The organism is Rhodopirellula bahusiensis (assembly GCF_002727185.1).
GTDB classification, from domain to species: domain Bacteria; phylum Planctomycetota; class Planctomycetia; order Pirellulales; family Pirellulaceae; genus Rhodopirellula; species Rhodopirellula bahusiensis.
On the sequence record NZ_NIZW01000008.1, the window covers coordinates 167,433 to 184,754 of the forward strand.

Annotated in this window: 14 protein-coding genes; 3 read left to right on the plus strand and 11 right to left on the minus strand. The window is 54.9% G+C overall.

Annotation, left to right across the window (positions count from 1 at the left end; all coding sequences use genetic code 11):
• Positions 1-169 precede the first annotated feature (169 nt).
• Together CEE69_RS11930 and CEE69_RS11935 are read right to left on the minus strand one after the other, a co-directional pair.
• Positions 170-550 carry a hypothetical protein gene (locus CEE69_RS11930; protein ID WP_233215162.1) on the minus strand — a complete coding sequence of 127 codons (381 nt, stop codon included), beginning with the start codon at positions 548-550 and terminating at the stop codon, positions 170-172.
• Between the two features lie 187 nt (positions 551-737).
• Positions 738-1,016 (minus strand): metal-sensitive transcriptional regulator, encoded by a 279-nt coding sequence (locus tag CEE69_RS11935; RefSeq protein WP_099260856.1) that lies wholly within the window; start codon positions 1,014-1,016, stop codon positions 738-740.
• A 174-nt stretch (positions 1,017-1,190) separates the two neighbouring features.
• Between CEE69_RS11935 and CEE69_RS11940 the strand changes: the two genes are divergently transcribed.
• On the plus strand, positions 1,191-1,886 hold the full coding sequence (locus CEE69_RS11940) for a VIT1/CCC1 transporter family protein (protein ID WP_099260857.1): 696 nt from the start codon (positions 1,191-1,193) through the stop codon (positions 1,884-1,886).
• Positions 1,887-1,920: 34 nt separating this feature from the next.
• Here CEE69_RS11940 and CEE69_RS11945 read toward each other — a convergent pair whose 3' ends face one another.
• From CEE69_RS11945 to CEE69_RS11955, 3 genes are all read right to left on the minus strand, one after another.
• Positions 1,921-3,438 (minus strand): copper oxidase, encoded by a 1,518-nt coding sequence (locus CEE69_RS11945; RefSeq protein WP_099260858.1) that lies wholly within the window; start codon positions 3,436-3,438, stop codon positions 1,921-1,923.
• A gap of 54 nt (positions 3,439-3,492) precedes the next feature.
• The gene (locus tag CEE69_RS11950) at positions 3,493-4,947 is read right to left on the minus strand and encodes a TolC family protein (protein WP_099260859.1); all 1,455 of its coding nucleotides are present in this window, start codon (positions 4,945-4,947) and stop codon (positions 3,493-3,495) included.
• Between the two features lie 207 nt (positions 4,948-5,154).
• A complete protein-coding gene (locus CEE69_RS11955; protein ID WP_099260860.1) occupies positions 5,155-7,602 on the minus strand; it encodes a heavy metal translocating P-type ATPase in 2,448 nt (815 codons plus the stop codon).
• Between the two features lie 117 nt (positions 7,603-7,719).
• Between CEE69_RS11955 and CEE69_RS11960 the strand changes: the two genes are divergently transcribed.
• A complete protein-coding gene (locus CEE69_RS11960) occupies positions 7,720-8,052 on the plus strand; it encodes a ferredoxin (RefSeq protein ID WP_099260861.1) in 333 nt (110 codons plus the stop codon).
• Between the two features lie 541 nt (positions 8,053-8,593).
• On the opposite strand, the gene CEE69_RS11970 is transcribed toward CEE69_RS11960, so the two are convergent.
• Both CEE69_RS11970 and CEE69_RS11975 read right to left on the minus strand, forming a co-directional pair.
• The gene (locus tag CEE69_RS11970) at positions 8,594-9,808 is read right to left on the minus strand and encodes an aminotransferase class V-fold PLP-dependent enzyme (protein ID WP_099260863.1); all 1,215 of its coding nucleotides are present in this window, start codon (positions 9,806-9,808) and stop codon (positions 8,594-8,596) included.
• 39 nt (positions 9,809-9,847) lie between these two features.
• Positions 9,848-10,765: a hypothetical protein gene (locus tag CEE69_RS11975; protein ID WP_143549205.1), complete on the minus strand. Its 918-nt coding sequence runs from the start codon at positions 10,763-10,765 to the stop codon at positions 9,848-9,850.
• A gap of 555 nt (positions 10,766-11,320) precedes the next feature.
• Between CEE69_RS11975 and CEE69_RS33485 the strand changes: the two genes are divergently transcribed.
• Positions 11,321-11,908 carry a JAB domain-containing protein gene (locus tag CEE69_RS33485; protein WP_261341341.1) on the plus strand — a complete coding sequence of 196 codons (588 nt, stop codon included), beginning with the start codon at positions 11,321-11,323 and terminating at the stop codon, positions 11,906-11,908.
• Positions 11,909-11,989: 81 nt separating this feature from the next.
• On the opposite strand, the gene CEE69_RS32500 is transcribed toward CEE69_RS33485, so the two are convergent.
• The 4 genes from CEE69_RS32500 to CEE69_RS12000 all read right to left on the minus strand — a co-directional run bounded on the left by CEE69_RS32500 (position 11,990) and on the right by CEE69_RS12000 (position 17,145).
• Positions 11,990-12,160: a hypothetical protein gene (locus CEE69_RS32500; protein ID WP_158231002.1), complete on the minus strand. Its 171-nt coding sequence runs from the start codon at positions 12,158-12,160 to the stop codon at positions 11,990-11,992.
• Positions 12,138-12,371 (minus strand): hypothetical protein, encoded by a 234-nt coding sequence (locus CEE69_RS11990; RefSeq protein WP_099260867.1) that lies wholly within the window; start codon positions 12,369-12,371, stop codon positions 12,138-12,140. Before CEE69_RS11990 ends, CEE69_RS32500 begins: the two co-directional genes overlap by 23 nt.
• Before the next feature lie 164 nt (positions 12,372-12,535).
• Positions 12,536-13,627, minus strand: a complete 1,092-nt coding sequence (locus tag CEE69_RS11995) for a DUF4062 domain-containing protein (protein WP_099260868.1) — start codon at positions 13,625-13,627, stop codon at positions 12,536-12,538.
• A 92-nt stretch (positions 13,628-13,719) separates the two neighbouring features.
• Positions 13,720-17,145 (minus strand): class I SAM-dependent DNA methyltransferase, encoded by a 3,426-nt coding sequence (locus CEE69_RS12000; RefSeq protein WP_099260869.1) that lies wholly within the window; start codon positions 17,143-17,145, stop codon positions 13,720-13,722.
• Positions 17,146-17,322 lie beyond the last annotated feature (177 nt).

The following is a 17,322-nucleotide window of genomic DNA, read 5'->3' on the forward strand; positions in this document are numbered from 1 at the left end:
AGCTGGGAGTCTGGGAGGACGGGAGGACGGGGGAGACCGACTGCAGCGAGTCTCCCTGACTCCCCATCTTTCGGTTGGAGCAGCCGACATCGACATGCACTGATTTGGGAACAGAAACATCTTCATTTTTGAATTGGTCTGGCTTCGCAAGTCGAAGCAGAGACAACTGCTAAATCTGAAGACGAATGTGCCAATCAATCAGAGAGCTGGGACGAACCAACGAGACCGACCGCACGAGTGCGACCGACTCCGTCCTCCAGTCAATCCGTAAGAAGTCACTGCGGTCCAAACCGCGAGGCGTCAGATCGTTGGTGGAAGTTCTCGGCGGCAGCCAAACCGTTAATTCACACGAAGCCATCGCGGGACATTCGTGCAAAGGATCACTGTCGCAGCAGCCGTGCCCGACCGGCTGCGGTTGGCAGCACGCATGAGGGCAAGGCTTCGCGTCGTTTGATCCTGCTCGGGCGGCCGGCGAGGACGCCAACAGCACCGCGATCACTGCAAAAGCAGCAAACAATCGAGCGGCAGCATTGGTGTGACGACGGTTCATGGCGGACAGTTCCAAAAGCTTTCAAAGGACTCCCACTAAGGGAATCTCTTCTTTGATGCTCTTTGGATGCACGGCCCCGACGTTTCTTCACGACTTTTTGAAAAAAGATGGGGAGTCTGGAAGGAGGGAGTCAGGGCTGCAGTCAAGGTCTTCACTCCTTCACTCCCCGTCTCCCAATCTTCTTCCCTCACTCGCCGTACTTCCGAAAGACTGTCATCAGCTCTTCGATCTTTTTGTCACGGTCCTTGGCACTGCCACTCTTGATCGCCTCGCTGACGCAGGATCGGATGTGCTGCTCTAGGACGATCTGGCCGACTTTGTTGAGTGCTCCCGTCGCGGCGGACAACTGCATCAGGATATCGACACAGTATTCCTCATCCTCGATCATACGACCAACCGCTTCGACTTGTCCGATGACACGTCGAAGTCGGTTGTTGAGCTTCTTCTTTTCTTCGTCTGAGAGCATTTTATTTCAGTAACGCGGCTCCGGGGAGCTGTCGAACCACAGATAGTGAGACCATTGTAGCTGGTGACGGGGCCATCCGGCGTCCCGCCCAAGAGCTCTTTGCTAGGATGTCATAGTCTACGGTGCCGTACCCCAATCGTCGATCAGGACCGCAAGCAAACTAGGCCTTTACCAATGCTTCACCACCAAGAACTTCATCGCACCGATCGCATCGGTTGGCTAAGAGCCGCCGTGCTGGGCGCTAACGATGGCATTCTCTCCGTTGGCAGCGTTTTAATCGGAGTGGCATCGGCATCAACGGATCGACACAACATTTTGCTCGCCGGAGTAGCAGCACTTACTGCAGGCGCAATGTCCATGGCCGCAGGCGAATACGTTTCGGTTAGTTCACAATCGGACACGGAAAATGCTGATCGTCGGAGAGAAGAAGAAGAGCTACGCGACAGCCCTGAGAGTGAATTGGATGAACTGACACAGATATACGTCCAGCGAGGGCTGGATGAGGCGTTGGCAAGGCAAGTCGCGATCAAGCTGACAGAAAAAGATGCAATCGGTACACACCTGCGTGACGAACTTGGCATCAGCGAGCACCTTTCCGCCAGACCGCTGCAAGCGGCATGGACGTCTGCACTTTCGTTCGCGATCGGAGCCGCATTGCCAGTCGTCGTTGCATTGCTCTCACCCGCGAAGGGTCTCATCATCGCAGTCGCAGCTTCGACCTTGCTCTTCCTTGGAATTCTTGGAGGAGTATCGGCTGGGGTCGGTGGAGCTTCGGTCGTTCGGGGGACATTGCGAGTTGCATTCTGGGGTGCCGCCGCGATGGGTGCAAGCTCCTTGATCGGCTGGATTTTTGGTGTCAGCGTCGGGTAGTGCTTATACGCCAACGGGCCGCCCTCGATCAATCTTACATCTTCATTCCGGGCATCATCCTCTTGCCGGAACTGTACTTGGAAATATCGCCGAATCGCTTCACGATCTCGGTAAAGACCTCACCCGGTTCCACAGGTTCGTCGGTTTCCATCACCTTGTTGTATAAATCCTCGGGCATCACTCGCAGCGTCGTCATCAGACCCATCACGGCCATTTCAGCCATTGGACGCATGCCCATCATCTCGCGACGCGAGCCAATCTTCTGCATCATCGCATCGGACATGTTCATGCCCTTCATCTCTTGCGGGTAACCAGGCGTCCCAAAACCAGGGTCTTGGCGAGTCGAATCAACAGCGGGTCTGGAATCTAGGTTGGCGAGGTAATCGTCCACCGAGGTGTTCTTTCGCATCCGCGGCCCGACCTGCTCGGTCATGTGGTTCATCATGTGATGAACCATGTGGCAATGGAACATCCAGTCGCCGGGATTGTTCGCGATGAATTCAAAGTCGGTCGCCTGTGCAATGCCTACCAGTTCGGTGTTTCGAGGAATCCAAGCGGAATGCGGCGTCCGGGCACCTTCGCGACCGGTTAGCCAAAACGTGTGACCGTGAAGGTGGATCGGATGATGTTGCATCGGTGCAAAATTCATGATCCGAACTCGCACACGTTCACCGTGTTTGACGACGAGCGGAGTTGTATAGGGACCGCTGCGTCCGTTGATCGTGTGCCAGTTCCAATCCATCTTCCAACTGTCGGCGATATTTTGCGAGCTGTCGATGAAGAAGTTCTGAAAGATCAAACCGAAGTCACGGTCCACCGGCGGATCAAATACCTTCTTGGGATGGACAATGAACCAGCCCACCATTCCAAATGCTTCCTGCATCGGCACATGCGAATGGTAAAAAAAGGTGCCTTCTTCGTGGACGTCGAACTCGTAAACGAAAGTTTCGCCTGGCTTGATTGGTTCTTGGCAAAGCTCCGACGCACCATCCCACTGAACCGGAAGTTCCAAACCGTGCCAATGCACATACGTATCTTCGGGTAGTTCGTTGGTAACAACAAACCGAACTCGATCTCCCTGGGTGACTTCGATTGTCGGCCCCGGCATGCTGCCGTTGTAGCCGTACACGTTCATCTCATAGCCGGGTAGAAACTCTCGCTTGACCGCCATTGGGACAAGCTGAAACTCTTTCACTCCGCCAACCAATTTGTAGGGAAGCTTGTCCAAGTCAGGAGCTTCAAAAGGAGCCGGACCATCAGACGCCGGTCGAAAACCAGGCATCATTTTGCCAAGGTAATAGTCGCTGTTGGGATCGTTGCCGCGTGACGGCTTGAATCGCGAATACCCGTCGTATTCAGCCTGAACTTCCGAGCCGACTGGCATTTGGGTAGGTGCGTGCTCGCCATGCTGGTGCGAGGACATTCCTTTCATGTCCATTTGCATCGGTTCTTGGGCCTGCGAGCTCCGGCCCAGCAGGTTCCCCACGACCCCCGTTGCGGCGGCCAGCGATCCGGCGGTTAAGAAGCGTCGGCGGTCTTCAGTGTTTGACATTAATTTACTCTTGTGGAATTTGTGGTGATGTCGGCGATTGGCGAGACAGTGCTGTTATCTCGGTTTCGCGACCGCATCAATGTGCCCCGGTGGAACGGGGCCTTCAGCAGCCAGCAAACCGCCATCAAGCAGGAAACCGTTGATCATCGTTTCCTGTTGGCGAACGTGCTTGAACTGATCAATCTGTTCCATTCTGGCTTGAAAATAATCACGCTGGCCCTCTAGCACCTCCGGCCAAGCAACCCGGTTGTCCTTGTAGCTGACAAGCAACTGTCGATAAGCCGCCCTCAGCTCGGGAATCACCACTCGATCGTACTCCGTGGCGTGTTGCAAAGCGGTAGCATAGGTTCGATAAGCTGACGCCAGTCGCTCTTTGAGATGCAATTCCACGCGCTGAATCTCGAATTGCTGCCGTCGCAAGTCTTGGCAAGCCTGACGAATCGTTCCTTGGTTTCGATCGTAGATCGGCAACTCGATTTGAACGCCCGCGTTGTAAACGTCGTCGCCATTGCTGAAGTTGTAACCTGGGCCGCCCTGGATTGTGATATCTGGAATCCACTCGACCTGCTCTCGACGGACGGTGGTTTGATCCACACGTAATTTTGCTCGTGCGGCCAACACTTCTGGACTTTCCAAAATCAAGCGAGAGAGAACACTGTCGAATGACTCCAACGCATCGCTCGGACGCAACTCACCCTCAGTCGGGCCAATGGAAAGCGGTACGCCGACGATGGCGGACAGTCGCCGCAGAGCATCGCGATACTCATTTTCAGTCGTCATGCGTTCCAAACGCTGCTTTTGCAGCATGACGTTGGCGCGTCGAACCGCCGTCAAATTTGCTTGCCCCTGGTTGTACTGTTCGCGAGTCGTCACGGCACCGTCTTCAGCCGATTTCTCAATCTCTCTCTTGAGTTCGAGTCGCATGGAAGCCGCCAGTGCCTCAATGAACTGAACTTCGACGGCGTTCGTGACGCGATACGTCTGCGCAATGGCGAGGTGTTCGGAAACATGCGCGCGCTGTCGGTATTTCAATCGACTCAATTGCAGCTTGCCAGCAGTTACGAAACGCTGAGAAACCTCGAAACCCTGGAATTCCCCCGCACTTCCGTCGCTACCTATCTTCTCGCCGACGTACATCAAGACAGGGTTGGGATACAGTCCTGCCTGCAACGCCTTGGACGTTTCCGACGAAACGTGCAATCTCGCTTGCTGGATGGTTGGATTGTTTCCTGCCGCTAGGGCCAGGACGGTTTCGAGCGTATAGATCTCGACAGTAGCGTTGTCCGCGTTGTCATACGCCGTGTCGAAATCAGCAAATCCACTTGGCATGTCCGGCAAAGGCGGCAAGTCGCTCTCGGGAAGAACGTGGTCGTCGACACCGCCAAGTGACTCTGTCATCGACCGATCCATGCTCATCATCTGCCCCATCGAGGCGTCCTGAGCAACTGCCGTTTGATAAGTCGTTGTTGCCGTCAATGCGATCAACACGTGAAGTAGTCTTCGTTTCATTGATTCCGAATCCTTGGAATGATGCCGAGCTGTAGCTGAACTTTCGGCAACATACCCATGCAGGGTATAGAATCGAATGGTCTAAGTCGTCGTGCAATTGGATTGCTTTCCGCTTGTAACGATTAGGCAATATCTACTTGCTGCCAGAAGGCGTCCAGATTTTACGATGACGCTGGCCGAGATTCTTGGCGAATGCCGCTGCAATAATCAAGTGAGCTTGGTTGCCCGCAATCTCAACGCATTCGCAATCACCGACACACTGCTAAAACTCATCGCTGCTGCTGCAATCATGGGGCTGAGCAACACGCCGAAAATCGGATACAGCAACCCAGCCGCGACCGGGATTCCCAGGGTGTTGTAGATGAAAGCGAAAAACAAGTTCTGACGAATGTTGCTCATCGTTTTGCGACTCAAGTTTGCCGCCGCAGCCACACCGCGAAGATCGCCACCGACAAGCGTGACACCGGCGGACTCAATCGCAACGCCCGTCCCCGTACCCATTGCGATGCCAACGTTCGCTTCGGCTAGTGCAGGAGCGTCGTTGATCCCATCGCCACACATCGCAATTGTCTTGCCTTCCTGCTTTAGCTTGCGAACGAAGTCATGCTTTTCCTCGGGCGAAACCCCAGCATGAAATTCGTCGATGCCCAGTTTCGACGCGACGGCTTTCGCGGTCGGTTCGGCATCGCCGGTCAACATCACCACTCTCAACCCCAGATCATGCAACGTCTTTAGCGCTGCAGGTGTGCTTTGCTTGATCGGGTCAGTGATGGCGAGAATTGCCGCCAGCTTGTTGTCGATCGCCACGAACACAACCGTCGCACCTTCGACCTGATGCGATCCCGCTTTGTCTCGCCCCGCATCAACGCCCTCGATGCCTTGTTCGTCCAACAAGTCAGCCTTGCCAATCAACACATCATGATCATCGACGCGAGCGCGAACGCCACCACCGGTGATACTATTGAATTCACTCGCCTCCACAAGTTGCAGCTCATCCGCCTTCGCTCGGCGAACGACCGCCTGAGCCAACGGATGCTCGCTCTGTGCTTCGACCGCCGCAGCCAACGTCAACACATCGTTCTCATTCCAGTCGCCAAACGTTTCGACACCCGTCACTTCCGGTCGTCCCTGCGTCAGTGTGCCTGTCTTGTCGACGACAATCGTGTCAACCTTCTCCATGACTTCGAGAACTTCAGCGTTCTTGATCAGCACGCCTTCCTTGGCACCGCGGCCAACGCCGACCATCACCGACATAGGCGTTGCCAGCCCTAACGCACACGGGCAAGCAATGATCAACACCGCAACGGCCGCTACGAACGCATGAGCCAGTTGCGGCTCCGGACCAAACACAGCCCAGCCGATGAACGCGAGAATCGAACAGACGATTACCGCCGGCACAAAGTAACGAGCGACCACATCGACGAGTTTCTGAATTGGCGCGCGACTTCGCTGAGCATCCGCAACCATTTGCACGATGCGGTTCAGAACCGTGTCACCGCCAACACCGACAGCTTCCATGACGAGCGCACCAGTCTGGTTCAATGTCCCGCCCGTGATTTCGTCACCTTCCACCTTCTTCACCGGCATCGGCTCGCCCGTCAACATTGACTCATCGACGCTGCCCGACCCGCTAAGAACTTTCCCATCGACCGGAACTTTCTCGCCAGGTCGTACTCGCAGCCGATCGCCCTTGTGGACTGAATCGAGCGAGACATCTTCCTCGCCATCGTCCGTGATTCGGTGTGCCGTCTCGGGCGCAAGCTTCATGAGCTCGCGAATCGCTCCGCCGGTCTGCTGTCGTGCTCGCAGTTCCAATACTTGCCCGAGCAACACCAACGTGATGATCACTGCCGCCGCTTCAAAATAGAGAGGTGGAACACCGTTCTCGAAGAAGGCTTCTGGAATCACACCAGGAAGCAGCACGACAACCAAACTGAACAGATACGCCGCCAATGTTCCCACGGCGATCAACGAGAACATGTTCAAGTTCATCGTGCGAAACGACTTGGCTCCGCGAACCAACAAGGGCCATCCGCACCAGAACACAACTGGCGTCGCCAGAGCTAACTGCACCCAGCCGAACACCGTCTGGCTCATCCAATCCGCGACCCGCAATCCGACCATCGGCCCCATCGCGATCACCAGCAATGGCACCGACAACGCGACGCCAACCCAAAAGCGACGCTTCATGTCGGCGTACTGATTGTCTTCACCCTCATCATCCAACGAGACGACCTTCGGCTCCAAGTCCATCCCGCATATCGGACAATCGCCTGGTCCAACCTGCTCGATTTCAGGGTGCATCGGGCATGTGTAGATCGCCGTCGGGTCTGCGGGCACATCGCTCGCCTTGGTCGATGAGTGACCACTGCAGCACGAAGACGTGTCCGAGGTTTTCTCGATCTGTACCGCTGCGCCGCCACCGCAACAAGACGAACCGGTTGATGCCTCTTTCTGTGATCGCTTCGCCAGCACCCCCGCAGGATCATCTTGGAACTTTTTCAGACATCCGTCGCTGCAAAAAACGTAGTTCTTGCCACCAAACTCAGCCGATCGTGGACTATCCGCCGAAACGGTCATTCCACAAACCGGGTCGATCTGCGTTGACGGATCGGCGACCGGCAAGGACGTCTCGTGTTTCTTATCGTGGTCCATGATTTCTCCTGGCTGTCAAAAAGTCATTCTCCAATATACCCCATAGTGGTATGCAAGTTGCATACCGCTAATGCAGCGGCAACGGGGCCGCAACAACAATTTCTAAAGGAGAAACGAATGAGTACCGCAACCGCATCCATGAAAGAGTGCATCGAAAACTGCCAAGAGTGCCAAACGACCTGTGCTGACATGCTGACTAGTCATTGCCTATCCGAAGGTGGCGACCACGTCGAGCAAACGCACGTCAAACTGATGCTCGATTGCATCGCTGCTTGCGCAGCCTGCGTCGACTTCATGAGCCGCAACAGCGATCACCATGCGCACTACTGCAAAGCTTGCGCAGCGATTTGCAAGGCCTGCGCCGACAGCTGTAAGAAGGTCGGCAATATGGACAAGTGCGTCGAGTGCTGCCGTAAATGCCACGAAAGCTGTTCGTCGATGGCGGCGTAACACCAACCAAAATCTGAAAACGATCGAGTAGGTGAGTCAGCGGTCGCACCGCTGGCTCACCCTACTCGATAACGAAGCCTACCTAGCTCGCTACGACATGGCCGTGATTGTTCAAAACGAAATCTCCATCGCGTTCGCAAACGCCTGCGATGCGCGAATAGACAAAAACTCTCGATCGACCTGATGTGATACGTCGCCAACGTACCCTACGGGGTGACGGAATTCCTGTTTCTCGACCTGATGCTCTACGGACGCGCCGAGAGCCGCCTCCGGCGGTATTGCCACCGCCCGAGTCCTCACCCTGATTTTTGGTAGTTGGGGGAAACTGAATCATCGCTAACAAATGGGTTTAGTCCAGCCAGAGATTGAGGCTTCTCGTCCTAAAACTGAGAAGCCGTTAATCGTGTTGCACGGAAGCTGTTCAGAAGAACGGCCCTCGATGGAGCGTCATTGAACCGCTGGCTCGGGAAGAACGAGCGGATTTGTTTCCTGGATGATTCACACTTTCGCACTGGGTCGCGCATCGTATTGACAAGCTTGTTCATCCGCATTGATCTAGCGCGAATTGGATTTTCTGCAACTCCTCCGTTTCTAAGATGCGTTTTGGCATCGACATCCGTAGGATGCCACCGTCGTAGCATGAGGCTGCAATCGCATGTTCGGCCAGTTGGCGTCTCAGACGGTCTCCACGAGACCTCTCTCGCGGCCTTTTCCGTGGGTGTATCGTCAGGATTCCACTATGAAAATCCTTGCCCCCGCTTTGGGGCGTCCATCCATTCCTGCAGGCGACTGCAAGAACGCGTGATTGGTTCACGGCTTGGTCTCGCCAGTGTTGATGCCTTACTTCGCTTGAGGACGGAAAGTCTTCGAGGGCTGCTCGGAAGGAAAGCAGTGGCGAAACGTTGACTGTCTCAGAATATTGGTTGCTTATTGATCGTTCCGAAGCGGATACGAATCGACAGAGTGAATCGTCGATTTGGTTCGCTCGATCGCCGGCGTTGAAGCATCGACTCAAGTAGTCTCGTGATCGGGTACGACCGTAGATGGCAATTCCTAGCGGATGGCCAGACCGTAACCACTTGTGTCCGCCTGCGATGAAGATGTCGCATACGTCATGAACATCGATTTTCGGAAGATGACCCAGCGCTTGTGCTCCGTCGATCAGTACAAACCGCGGTGACTCTTCTTCGCTAATCGCCGCAACGATCTGCTTGACAGGCAGCTTGACGCCCAAGTTGTCGACCAACGGCAGGAAGATTCCATCGCAACTTTGCTGTTTGTAGTGCTCTGCGATTTCGCTGACGATGCGTTCGCTCGACATGCGATGGCGGCTCAGTTCATTCCGACACGAGAATACTGTGTATCGCTGATGGGCACGCGCCGCGGTGTCGGCAACCTCTGCTTGATAGGCTGGCCAGTTGAGGTCAGTCACCAGGACGTTCCGGCAGAGTCGATACATCGCCGACGCCGCCGTTCGCATCAACAGTGTTGATCGGCTCGCAATCGCAACTTCGTGCCCGCTCGGCGCATCGGCAGCCACAAGCACTTTCTTCTTTAGCTCCGCGATGCCGCGCCAGCATCCCAGGCCGGGAAAGCGTTCAATCCATGAATCGGGAGCTGCTTCGATGCCTTTGGCGAGGAAGCGATCTGTGTACAGGCTGGACGGTTGTTCGGCAGTGAGCCGAGTGAAGTCGACTTGCGTTTCGAGGGCACTCGGCGAGGTCTGTCCAAGCCGGGCCGTGTCAAGATACAGCACGCCTGTGAATGTCCAGTGAGTACAACCGTTTACGCGATCCTACTCGTCCAGCGGCCAGTGATCCAGTAGTTCGCCATACGGCGTGGCGTAAACCTGCAATCGCTTCCACCGAGCTTCCGCCTCCTCAACGGCGGTGATGCCGAATCGCAGCAGGAATGATTTTGTTCGAGAATGTTCGTCGACTTGCTGAAATCCGACGGCGCGGCTGCCATAAATCCCGAGATCGGCAAGCAAATCAGGCTCATTTTGAAGTTGCGATTCACGTACCAATGCGATCCAGATGCCACTGATGTGCTGCTGATGAAGCCACTGGCGGACTTTCGGAGCCGGCAAATCGGCGTCGGAAGGCCAGTCCGCGTCACGAACAATTGCGATCCGCTCGACGTTGATCTGCTCTTTCTCGTGCAATTCGATATTGAGGGCAAGACTTCGGCGACCAGGCTCATCTTGCCAGTAGGAATCCGTCGACAACCAGCTAACGGATCGGTAGAGGAAAAGCCCAGGGCTACGAAGCAGTTGTTCGTAAACGATTCGCCAAGTTTCCGTTTCCCGAAACTCAATCTCACCCTGCGATACGGAATCTACCTCCTGCATCAACGCTTTTAGACGCTCCAGCGCAACCTCACGATAAATCGGATCAGTCTGCCAGCTAATCCGCAGCAACGATCGACTAAGCTCCCGGTATTGCTCGAAAACCTCGGGATCGCGCGCTAATCGTAGCGGCGTCTCCATCAACGACGGTTCGGACACGCCAGTTTCATTTCGCATCGCTTGGTAAACAAGCCAACCGACAGCGACCAGAATCGAGGACAACGCCAGGCAAAGCAGAAGTCGCTCTAAGCCTGGGGTGTCAGCGACCTCAGTCACTCCCCAAACGCTCGCACCGGCAATGATCCCGATCGTGGGAATCGACCATAGCCCTTTCGGCGAGACTGATGAAGGTTTGCGAGAAGTCATTCTCCGACGCTATGACAAAAACGAAGAAACCGCAAGTCTTGCGTGATAACTCGCGCGTCCGCGTTAGCAGACTTTCAGCAACGCATTGGTTTCTGCTATTGCCGCCCAGCTTTCGGAAACGCCACTTGGGCGTGAATTTCCCTTTGGCGGTCTGAGCCGATCAAGGCGGGGAAGCGGTTCGGGAACACGAACAAGACAGACGTTCCCTCGGCCCGAGTGCTTGCGCGTGTTCAACGAATGTGATACGAAATTGGTCGGGAATCTCTCGATTTCCTGAAGGCGTTTGGTCAAGCATTTCTCGACCGACGACTTTGTTGCAACTTGGAAGCTACTCGCGATCAAAGCCATCATCGCGATCCAACAATTCGTTCTTTTCCGACTACGCCTTGCGCTACAGTTTCGAGCAGACGAAATCACTATCGATACGGCTTGGCTACAAGGGCCGCGCCGTAACCGATAGCGTCCATCAGAAAGGTTGAACCTACGGTTTTCTATCCCTTTCCGCCACCTGCTGTAGGCGCACAAGCGATGAAGAAAACGAATCCGGCCAAGCCAATGAGTGGTGGCTGTTCAGAAATCGCAAACCCGACATCATTGAAGAATGCGGTGCAGTTGCTCTTGCTGTTTGACCCAGAAAACGCCCCCTCTGTTTCACTGTGTTCGCCGACACGACAAAGTGTCCGTCCAACCTTAGAACCAAGGCAGTACGCATCTGTCAAAAGGGTTTCGCTAGTATTCGAGAGATCACTGCGGGGAAGGCCATGTCTGACAAGTACGCAAGAGGCGATGGCGTTCTTCAGGGATTACTGGAATGACAATCCTGCAAACGATCAAGAACAGTTTGTGGTAGCGTGCCTCGATACGAAGCATCGCGTTCAATGCGTTGTTGTGGTCACCATCGGAACGTTAGACGCCTCGCTGGTCCATCCACGGGAAGTGTTCAAACCCGCGTTCATCGAAGGCTCTTCCGCCGTGGTGTTGTCACACAATCATCCTTCAGGAAACACAACGCCAAGTCGCGAAGATCACGAGGTCACTAATCGATTGACGGAAGTTGGAAAGCTGCTCGGGATCACCGTTCTCGATCACATCATCTACGGTGACGGCACAGGAGAGGTTTTGTCGATCCGCGAATGCAATTAAGGTTGCATGGGTCATCCTGCGATTGATAAGCGTTTTGAAGCCTTTTTGGAAAGTTGGCTTAAATCACTTTCCTCCTTTTCTTTAGTACAGCTTCATCCGGCAACTCAATTGAATCCTCATTTTGTGACCGCCAACGCTCCGCAGAAACTCGCCTTCCAACAGCGCAGCGAACTTGGCGGAGAACAACGTCTGATCGGGCTCCAAGTCCGCCGCAGTATCGTTTTCCGATTCAGCCGGCTTCTTTTGCGGCATGGAAGGGAGTCGTTCCAATACGAGCGTTGTCGAGTAAAACCTGGACGGCCTCCGGCAGCGCCCGATGATAGTCCTCGGCAGTCACGGTTTCGGAATCCCCAGCCGCCGCCTGTGCCAATCGCTGAAGTTCTTCAGCAAAAACGGACTTCCAATGGACCGCCAACAGGGCCGCATCTCGTGAAATTCGCTGGTTTTTCGTGGCCACTGACATCACACCCCTCCATGGGCAGGTCGCTGGATCGTCGGTTTCTTCCTTCGCGATTATTCAGATTCCAGCAATCGGCCGCAAGTCACATTGGGGGGGGCGAAGTCTGTGCCTGACGGTTCGATACGAATGATCGGCACAATGAATTTGCACTCGTTGACCAAGCAATCTCACTCATCTGATTCAGGTTCGGCGAATTCAAGCCAATCATGTTCACGTAGAGTCTTGCGTGACTTGTCATTTAGTCGCACGGCGGACGTACCGCCGTCACTGGCAACCAGTTCCAGTGCTTCAAGCTGTCCCAGCGCATCCACTTTCTCGCGGACAACGGGAATCGTCAACTTGCCTCCCAAAAACGAATCTTCGACAATCGAACTGACATCTACATAGTCGTACTCCCCTTTTTGCAATGACTCAATTCGGCGGAGAAGCAAAATGTGCCAGAGTTCATCGGCTGCGCCATATCCTTCACGAGTCAAACGGAAAACTTCTCGTTTGTACCCGAGGTCTTCGGCAAATCCACATTGCTCAAGCTGCTCCAAGCCGCCTTCCCACTTTGCCTCCGAACGCTCGTCACCCGTATTGGTAAAGCAGATACCACCGGCTGAAAGTTCGTGACCGGCGCGCATGCGAGACAAGCTGATCCGACTACGTTCGGCTACTGATGCGACGGCAAGAATCGAACATGCTTCCGGGAGTAGCGTTACTTCGCGGCGTTCTGGCTCAGTGGCCGTCACCGCAAACTCGTTGCCTTCGAGAATCGCATTCATCGCCAAATCGAGTTGCTGACGGAACAGACGGGCGAACTCCTCCGTTTCCGTGTACTGAAGATACAGTCCGTCCGACTTCACACTATCCTTAAACGAGCGAACCGCCTGGACCTGCTCTAAATCAGCCGCGTTTGGAATGGGCCGGTCGCAGAAGAACAACAGAACTTTGTCGTCGCCTTTACTTTCCGAGAACTCATGAATTTCTTGGACCGTTCCTGACAAGTCTTTCGCAGTGGGTGTTCCTAATCGCGACCAGAGGATTGCCACGAGCAGGTCGCAGCGTTCCAACAACTGCCCGTTAATCAAGTCTTGTGGATGTCCACCTTGTACGGCACGCGAGTGCGTTTCAACACGAATCGGCTCGACGATAACGGATCGCGGCAGTGAATGTACGGCGTTCCATTCCTGAATGACTCGGCAAGCCTCTTCACGTTCAACGTGAACATCGCCTGGACTGGCAATGAAGACGCGGACAATGATTCCGTTTTGCATGAATATTTATTGGTAAGCAGATTTCAGTTTGTGAAGTGTCGGATCAGTAAATAGTCTCTCGCGAATTGTAATTCGCCCGCTGCCTTGATTTACTAATAAGCCGCGAAGCGACCGTCCTCAAGCTGGCGGACGTTGCCGACCGCGGCGAGGGTTTCGAGTAGTTCGGCGACGTCATCCTTCTTGGCGCGGGTGTAGTAGGCAGCGATCTGTTTGACGTCGGCTGGGGCGGCGTGTCGTTGTAATGCGGCTTGAATTGCGACCATGCGGTCGGGGAGCGTTTTGGGCCAGGGTTGTTTCTTGACCTTTGCGGCGGCTTTCTTGGCGGGTTTGGCCTTTTCGTCCGCGCCGTCCAGCGTCGTTTGCGTTGCACCGTCGGGGTTTTGGAATTCGGGGCGGAGCCAGCGGACGATGCCTCGGCTTTCCTCTTCGGATCGCTCATGATTCAGGTCGACGAGCCGCTGCAAAATCTCTTCGTCGGCGAGATCGTGGGGCCAGCCATAGGCGTCGAACACCGCAGCGTCGAGGTCGTCGTGAATCTGACGCAGTACCGAGACGAGTCCTTGTTCGTGGATCGTTTGCTCTTTGTTGGTCAGCGCGTCGCCTGCCCGCAATTTCTCCAGCACGTTGTACATTCCGGTCATGGTGAGCGTCGGATGTTGTTCCTGCTGCCGCTTGCGATGGGCGTCGAGTTGCTCGGCGAGTTCGCCGATGCGTTGCTTGGTGGCGTCAGCGTCACCGACGAGTGGATACGGGAACGGATCGAAACACGTCGCGTTTCTCCATCTCAGGTCATTGCCAACACCAAGTCTTGAGCCAGCAACCCTTGCCCAAAGGACGTGAATCCTAGAATTTAGCACGCCTAAGTCAAATGCCTTGTCGCTCGCGATCACAAAAAGTGAGTGATCGGGAACATAGTCGCCCGGCAAGAAAAGGAAGTAGCGATGCTTTGACGTCTCGAGGGTGACAATATATCGGTCGAGTCCTCGGATGCCCTCTCGAAGTGATTTTCTTGGTTCACCGAATATCCACCAATTTCTCTTGTACGTTTCACGTTTGTTTTCGTCTCGCAATGGCTTAACGTGGTCGACCACTCTTTGCACCAAGCTCGGATACTCCGACGTTGCAGAAGCCAAATCTGTGCCGTAAAAGTCGATTGCGAATCGCCGTTGCGAAATCTGAGAAAGCTCGCGTCCGTTGGAATAGCGTTTTATGGGAGGTGGCAGATCATCAACAGAAAACCCAAGTTCAACGACTTCCTCCGCCGAAATTCGGAAGTCACCGACGAGCGTCATTCCCATGAAAGACAGGCCTTTGTTGCTTTCCAGCTTTGTTGCGTTGCCAACATTTGCGCCAATTCGCAAATCAGGCGTGATTATTCCAGACTGTGTTGACAATTCAACGACATCGAGACCGTCCTCATTAGTACTCTCACAAACGATAGCTTCCCGAATCCCATCGACGTCAACGGAATCGACGACAGTCATCGCAATACGAACTTGTGCACCGCTCGCAGAGTCAACCCACGGATGGTCGGGTACGGCGTATCGAATGGTAAGTGGCGACTTCGATGCCAAGAATGGCTTGATGACTGCTCGGTTTGAGGATTGGCTGATGCTGTTCGTCGTGATGAATCCAAAAGCATTGACAGGATCGGCGGTTAGTAGCTGCGCTGCGTGATGCCACCAGTACATGACATAGTCGACGTTCTCGGAGAGGTCGTCGAATGTTGCTCTCAATGCTTGAGTATATCCATCGCCGAGCGCGAAACGCATGCGTTTGTTGCCAATGAACGGCGGATTACCAACGATGTAATCCGTCTCCGGCCACTCAGCCTTTTTTGGATTGATGTATCGCAACTCTTGAACTCGGGCGTCTTCGTCGGGGACTTCTTCGCCGGTGACGGGGTTTGGTTTGGTCGTGCGACCGTCCCAACGAGTAACCGGGTTGCCTTCGTCGTCGGTGACCAGCTCGATGCTGTCCCAATCCAACACGGCGTCGCGGCATTCGATGTTTTGATAATCTTTCAAAATCGGCTCGGGCGGGGCGACCTCGTTACGTGTACGGCGATGCCATTGAATAAAACCAATCCACAACACCAACTCTGCCAGCGCCGCGGCGCGCGGGTTGATCTCGATGCCCAGAAACTGATGCGGGTCGATCGTAATGCCGGGCAACACATGGTCGCCGAAGCTGGCCATCGCTGAAACGACTTCGCCTTCGAGCCGTTTCATCAACTCCATCGACACGTACAGGAAGTTGCCGCTGCCGCAGGCCGGGTCGAGCACGCGCGTCTCGCACAATTTGCCGTGGAATTCACGCAGCAACTTAACGGCGTCTTTGCGTTTACCGTCCTCGTCCAACTGGATGGCGGCGGCGTAGGTCGCGTCCCATTGTTCTCGCAGTGGCTCGATAATCGTTGGCATCACCAAACGTTCAACGTAGGCACGCGGCGTATAGTGGGCACCCAGCTTGTGTCGTTCGACGGGATCGAGGGCGCGTTCGAGCAGTGTGCCGAAAATCGCGGGCTCGACCAGGTCCCACTTGTGCTTCGCCGCTTCGACCAGCAATTCGACTTGGTCTTTGGTCAGCGTGAGCGCTGTTTTGTCTTTGAAAAACTTGCCGTTGAAATGACGAATCTTCTCTCGCAAGATCGTGCTGAACTTCCCTTCGTCCATCGCTTCCCACAGCGACTCGACCATTGGCTTGAAGTTATCGGGCTCGAATCGCAGGCTGAGCAATAACTCAGTGAACGACTCTTTGCGAATCAGTTCGACGTCTTCGGCGAACATGGTGAACAGGCATCGCATCAAAAAGCCGGCGACAACTTCGGCATCATGTTCCGCTTCGAGGCTCTTGGCCAGCTTTGCCAGTCGCGTTGCAATGTCACGCGTCACATCGGCGGCGTGCTTGGTGGGGTCGAGCGAATGCGGATCAGTCCACAATGCTCGCAGAACGTCGCGGGTCTTTTCGTCTCGCAGACGCAGTAGTGGGATACGGAACGATCGCGGATCAGGGAACGGAACGTAGTTCTTTCCCGTGCCGGTGAAATCAGCGTACAGGTCGAAGCAGAATCCAACATCAACAACGACGAGGAACGGGGGCCACTCATCAGGTATAGCTTCGGCGTAACCCTTGGCTTGCTTGCGAGCAGCCTGCATCGCACGATCCCAAGCAGCGGTCCCTCGCTTTGCTGTTCCAACGAGCTTTTTGGCCGTCTTGGTAACGGTCGCCAACGCCTCGGCTTGCTCGGCAGCTTTGCGTTCGCTGCCCTGTTTGGACTCCAGCACAAAGCAGCCGGCGCGAAACAGGTCAACGCGGCCTTGGCTGACGCTGCCGTCACCGTTATTGAACTCGACGGCTTTCTCGAACACGTACCGATTCGACGCGGCATCCGGCTTCGTCGGGTCGGGCTGCGCAACCTCCAGCAGATCGCAAAGCTCTTTCAAAAACGATTGTGAGTTCGCCAGCTCGGCACCGCCCGAATCCTTCCATCGGTTGACAAATTCATCTGGCGTCATCACGTGCCCGTTTTCAGCTAGCAGTCGTTCATGTTGTTACTTTCCAGGGCGACCTACTGGACAATCGTGATAAGAAACGCTCCTGTCGCCGACAGCTGGCCATTGTAGCGACGCTGATCTGCCTTGCCCCCTCCCCAAAGAACGCTCACAACATCGGCGTTCGCTTCACTGGTCGGT